This is a genomic window from Nocardioides sp. (assembly GCF_025964975.1).
GTDB lineage: Bacteria > Actinomycetota > Actinomycetes > Propionibacteriales > Nocardioidaceae > Nocardioides.
Map to the genome: position 1 here is coordinate 1 of NZ_JAOPXV010000056.1, position 5,303 is coordinate 5,303.

8 protein-coding genes and 1 pseudogene are annotated in these 5,303 nt (G+C 69.0%); all 9 read right to left on the reverse strand.

Annotated features, from left to right (window positions below; all coding sequences use genetic code 11):
* On the reverse strand, window positions 1-152 hold a 152-nt coding region (locus JWN68_RS04200; RefSeq protein WP_297735160.1), incomplete at its 3' end, for a DUF6458 family protein.
* Between the two features lie 71 nt (window positions 153-223).
* Window positions 224-487 carry a hypothetical protein gene (locus JWN68_RS04205; protein ID WP_297735143.1) on the reverse strand — a complete coding sequence of 88 codons (264 nt, stop codon included), beginning with the start codon at window positions 485-487 and terminating at the stop codon, window positions 224-226.
* Entirely contained in the window at window positions 484-999 is a 516-nt protein-coding gene (locus tag JWN68_RS04210) for a hypothetical protein (RefSeq protein ID WP_297735163.1), read from the reverse strand. The genes JWN68_RS04205 and JWN68_RS04210 overlap by 4 nt, the downstream gene beginning before the upstream one ends.
* Window positions 1,000-1,059: 60 nt before the next feature.
* Window positions 1,060-1,326, reverse strand: a complete 267-nt coding sequence (locus tag JWN68_RS04220; protein WP_297735167.1) for a hypothetical protein — start codon at window positions 1,324-1,326, stop codon at window positions 1,060-1,062.
* A 153-nt stretch (window positions 1,327-1,479) separates the two neighbouring features.
* Complete coding sequence (locus JWN68_RS04225) at window positions 1,480-2,406, reverse strand: hypothetical protein (protein ID WP_297735148.1); 927 nt, start codon at window positions 2,404-2,406, stop codon at window positions 1,480-1,482.
* Between the two features lie 8 nt (window positions 2,407-2,414).
* Window positions 2,415-3,359 (reverse strand): bifunctional riboflavin kinase/FAD synthetase, encoded by a 945-nt coding sequence (locus JWN68_RS04230; protein WP_297735151.1) that lies wholly within the window; start codon window positions 3,357-3,359, stop codon window positions 2,415-2,417.
* 23 nt (window positions 3,360-3,382) lie between these two features.
* Entirely contained in the window at window positions 3,383-4,258 is an 876-nt protein-coding gene (gene truB, locus JWN68_RS04235; RefSeq protein ID WP_297735153.1) for a tRNA pseudouridine(55) synthase TruB, read from the reverse strand.
* The gene (gene rbfA / locus JWN68_RS04240; RefSeq protein ID WP_297735157.1) at window positions 4,258-4,743 is read right to left on the reverse strand and encodes a 30S ribosome-binding factor RbfA; all 486 of its coding nucleotides are present in this window, start codon (window positions 4,741-4,743) and stop codon (window positions 4,258-4,260) included. The genes truB and rbfA overlap by 1 nt, the downstream gene beginning before the upstream one ends.
* 77 nt (window positions 4,744-4,820) lie before the next feature.
* A pseudogene (locus JWN68_RS04245) lies at window positions 4,821-5,303 on the reverse strand (translation initiation factor IF-2); the annotation flags it as partial.

Here is a 5,303-nt window from a genome sequence, read left to right on the forward strand (position 1 = left end):
ATCTGGATCGCGGTGATGCCGATGACCAGGAGGCCGGCCAGGCAGAGGATCCACCCGATCATCGTCAGGTCGATCGCCTCGACCGCGTCCTGGACGGCAAGGGCCAGGATGAGCCCCACTGCCAGCAGGAAGACGCCTAGTCCGTATCCCATTGTTCTCTCCGATGTTCGGGGGTGATGGTGAAGTGAAGGTAGCGCCGCGGCGAAGTGTCCACTACCCGACGTCACCGCGCTCCACCCTCAGGGGTGGCCCAGTTCGACCGACCTGGCTGGTGCCGCCGATCCGTGGGGGAAGGCTTCTCCCGCGTGCTGTCGACCTGATCCGGTGGGGCGGGGCCCGAGGGCGTCACCCCGCCCAGCGACACCGGGGGCAGCACGTCGTACGGCGGCGGCTGCTGCATGGCCTCGCGCGTCGAATTCCCGGTGCGACGCCGGGTCGGCTGCTCGGAGAGCGGGAAGACGTTCCAGGCCTCCGTGCGGCCGTTCACCCACGGCACGTGCGTGGACTCCCGCACTCGTCGGCCCCACCGTCGGCGTCGAGGCGCCGGCCGTTCTCGTCGACGAGCCGCACGCCTACGAGCGGCTGGCCGGCGGCGTCGTAGGGATAGATGTTGCGGACCGGGCGGTCCTTGAGCCACAGGCCGGGTTCCTGGTGGTTGGCTCCCGTCAGGTAGCCGCCGTACCACTGGTCGACCTTCGCCGTCGTGACGAGGTTGTCGACCACCACCGGAACGAGGGCCAGCGCGAAGAGGTTGGGCACGAGCAGGGCGGCGCGGCTCATGCCGCGGCGAGGCGCCGGCCACAGCCGCTCGCGGCCGATCTGGACGCTGATCACCAGCGCGGCGACGAGCAACGGGAAGCCCGCCCAGCGCAGGGACGGGATGACGTCGAGGCCCTTCATGTAGCCGCCGTGGCCCCACACCAGGTCGATCAGCTCGACCGCGATCCAGGCTCGCACCAGCCACCAGAAGGGCCGCAGTGACTGGAGGAACCCCCACACGTCACCGGGGAGGCCCGCCGCAGCAGGTTGGTGACAGTGGCGGAGAAATGGACCCAGTCGTCACGCTGGGACTTGAGCTGCGCGCGTCCCAGTGGCGTCATGCCGTCGTACTTCCGGTGGGGCCCGCTCTGGGAGGCCACGGCGTAGGACGTCAGCGCTCTGGCGGCGTACAACCGGCGAAGGGTGCGGTAGACCGACGCGTCCCCGACTGTCGAGCCCGCCGGCGCGCAGGCGGCGCACGACGTCGTAGCCGTAGCCGTCCTCCTCAGCGACCACCGCGAGGACGGCGAGGTCGAGCACTCCCTTGAGGAGCTGCGTGGTGTCCATGACACACCCGCTACTGCGGAATGCGCACTAGTGCTTGAACCGCACCAGTGGCGGCGTGTCCACGCCGCTCATGACCTGGTCGACGGGTGTCGTACAGGTGCCTCGACCAGCGGCTCCTGCCGACGTTGTGGACCCCGCGATGTCGAGCGGACGCTACCTGCCGCTGAGGTAGCGCACCCGCACCTTGAGGGCCTGCTCGAGCTCGCCGAGGACATCGGTGAAGAACTCACGGCGGTAAGTCTCGTCGGTGACGGCGAACACCGCGAAGTAGAGCCCGCTGAACGCGGCGAGGAACACCGAGACCTGGACGAGCTCAAGGCTGACCAGCTTGATGCCCCACGGATAGGTCAGCTGCTCCCCGATCCAGCTCTTGAGCACGGCCTCGTCCATCACGATCGCACCGAAGACGACGAAGAAGACGAAGACCGCCAGCGCCAACAGGAGTACCTGGAAGGCCTGAGTGATGAGCAGCACCAACACGAGGTTTGTCCGCTGCAACCCGACCACGTCTGCCCGATCGCCCAGCTCGTCTCGGCCGACCTCGTCGTCGAGGCGGTCGACCTCCTCGCTCAACCGCACCAGCAGGAATCCCGTGGCCACACCGCCGAACATCAGCACCGCACCCCACAGGATGCCCCCGTCGAGGGCGGAGGCGATCATCCACACCTCGGTGTTGATGAAGAGGAACGTCACGAAGAGCAGCAGCATCGGCATCGCTCGCGTGGCCAACGGGAACAGCAGCTCAAGGCTGGCCAAGGAGTGGCGCATGGCCCACTTCCCGATGACGTCGAACTTCAGCGCGCGGCCCGCGTAGACCGCCGCCACGAGGAGCAGCACGGTGGCGCCCACCGAGATCCCGGCAGAGACACCACTCTGCTTGGTGCTGGTCGCCACCCACCATCCCACGGCCACACCGGCGGCTACCGCGAGGAGGAGGCCGACCCCGCCGACCACCAGCAGCCGACCGCGGGCGAGCCTGCGGCGTACCTGGTCACGGGTGTCGTCGACGAAGTAGGGCAGGCCGTGCGCCAGGAACCAGGCCTCGGCCTCCTCGCGGGTCGCCGGCTCGGGCAGAGGCACCGCTCGGCTCACGCTCGGGTCACCAGGGTCTCGCGGGCACGGCGTACGTCGTCATGCATCGTCTCGACGAGAGCCTCGACGCCCTCGAACTTCACCATGCCGCGCAACCGCTCGACGAAGGAGACGTCGACCTCGACGTCGTAGAGCTCCAGGTCGTCGCGGTCCAGGACGTAGGACTCGACCCGGCGCTCGCGTTCGCCGTCGAAGGTCGGGTTGGTGCCGACCGAGATCGCGGCCGGGTAGCTCTCACCGGAGTCCAGACGGGTCAACCATCCCGCGTAGACCCCGTCAGCCGGGGCTGCAGCGTCAGCGGGGGTGGGAACGTTGGCGGTGGGGTAGCCGAGCTCGCGTCCGCGTTGGTCGCCCCGCACCACGACACCGCGCACCGTGAACGGCCGCCCGAGCGCCTCGGCGGCTCCCGACACGTCACCGGTCACCAGGCAGCTGCGGACGTAGGTGGAGCTCCACACCTGGGGGCCACCGTCCAGCTCCACGCCCTCGACGAGGAACCCCCGCTCCTCCCCCACGCCGCGCAGCAGGGCGACGTCGCCCGCAGCGCGGTTGCCGAAGCGGAAGTTCGCGCCGACGACGACGGCACGGGCGCGCAGGGCGTCGACCAGGACCCGGTCGATGAAGTCGACGGGTGACCACGACGCCATGTCGCGGTCGAACGGCACCACCAGGACCGCATCGATGCCGGCCTCGCTCAGCAGGCGGACGCGGGTCTCGATGCTGGTCAGCGTGGGCGGGGCGTGCTCGGGCCGGAGCACGGCGATGGGGTGCGGGTCGAAGGTGACCACGACCACCTCCGTCACACCGAGCTCGTCAGCCGTGGTCCGTGCCTGCTGGAGGACGTGCTGGTGCCCGAGGTGGATGCCGTCGAAGTTGCCGATCGTGACGACCGTGGGACCGAGGTCGCTCGGCACGTCGGCGAAGGAGGTCCAGATCTGCACGGTGGGCAGCCTATCGACGCGCTTCAGCCGACGAAGACCGCCACCGGGCGCGCCCCGCCTGCAGTGGGCTCGTAGAGTGCCAGGAACTCGCCGTCGGGAGCGAAGAGGGCGTGCTCGCCGGTGCCGGGGAGGGACAGCCCGATCGGCCGGCCGAAGCGGACGTCCGCGGCCTGCGTCTCGTCCAGGTCGACACCGCCGAAGGTAGCTCTGGCCGCCTCCGCGATCGGGACGAGCACGAGCCCGTCGGCGAGCTCCTCGAGCGTGTGGGCATGGGAGAGGTCGAAGCCGCCGACGGCCGTACGCCGCAGGGCAGTGAGGTGCCCGCCCACCCCCAGCGTCGCTCCCAGGTCGCGCGCGATGGCCCTGATGTAGGTGCCGCTCGAGCACCGGACCGAGATGTCGACGTCGAGGCAGTCCTCCACGACCCGCCGGTCGCGGACCTCGAGCGAGTGGATCGTCACGGGCCGCGCCGTGAGCTCGACCTCCTCGCCGTCACGGACCCGCTGATAGGCCCGCTTGCCGGCGACCTTGATCGCGCTGACCGCCGTCGGCACCTGCATGATCTCGCCGACTTGCCGGGCGAGCTCGGCGTCCACGAGGTCGGGCCGGAGGAAGCCCGCGGGCGTGGTTGCGGTGACCTCCCCCTCCGCGTCGTCGGTGGTGGTCGACATGCCCAGACGGATCGTCGCGTCGTACGCCTTCTCGGTCAGCATCAGGTGCCCGAGCAGGCGGGTGGCTCGGTTGATGCCGAGCACGAGCACCCCGGTCGCCATCGGGTCCAATGTCCCTGCATGGCCCACCTTGCGCGTGCCGGCCAGTCGGCGTACGCGTGCGACGACGTCGTGCGACGTCATCCCCGCGGCCTTGTCGACGATGACCAGGCCGGGTGCGTCCGTCATCAGTCCTCGAGGTCCTCGGAGTCGTCGGCCGGCTCGTCAACGTCTCGGTCCTCGTCGTCCGCGGCTCGGATCTCGCGAGGCTTCTTGTAGGGGTCTTCCTCACCGGCGTAGGTCTCGACTCGGAGCGCGGCGACGGCCTCGTCCTGTGCCTTGGCCCGGGCGAGCACCTCGTCGAGGGCGCGCGTGCTCTCGGGCAATGCGTCCGGGATGAACGTCAGCGTCGGGACGATCCGCATCCCGAGCTGCTTGGCCACCTCGGACCGGATGACACCCTTGGCCGAGTCGAGCGCTGCCGCTGTGCTCTCCAGCTCCTCATCGGCACCGAGAACGGTGTAGAAGATGCTGGCCTGCTGGCTGTCGCCCGTCACCCGGACGTCAGTGATGGTGACGAAGCCGAGGCGCGGATCCTTGATCCGACGCTCGAGCATCTCAGCGACGATGACATGGATCCGGTCGGCGATCTTGCGGACGCGGGGGTTGGTCATGGGTTCACTCTCTCAGGAGGGCACAACGAGAAGTGTCGGTCCCCCCGCACAGGCGGGGGAACCGACACTCGGATCGATCAGGACCTGGCGATCTCGCGCATCTCGAAGGACTCGACGATGTCACCGATCTTGATGTCCTGGAAGTTCCGGAGCACGAGACCGCACTCGAAGCCTTCCCTGACCTCCGACGCGTCGTCCTTCTCGCGGCGGAGCGAGGTGAGGTCGATGTTGTCGGCCACCACGGCACCGTCGCGCAGGATGCGCACCTTGGCGTTGCGGCGGATGAGGCCACCGATGACCATGCAGCCCGCGATGTTGCCTGCCTTGGACGAGCGGAAGATCTCGCGGATCTCCGCCTGACCCAGGGTCGACTCCTCGTAGACCGGCTTGAGCAGGCCCTTGAGAGCCGCCTCGATCTCCTCGATGGCCTGGTAGATGACCGAGTAGTAGCGAATCTCGACACCTTCCTTGTCGGCCATCTCGGTCGCCTTGCCCTGGGGCCGGACGTTGAAGCCGATGATGATGGCGTCGGAGGCAGCAGCGAGGTCGACGTTGGTCTC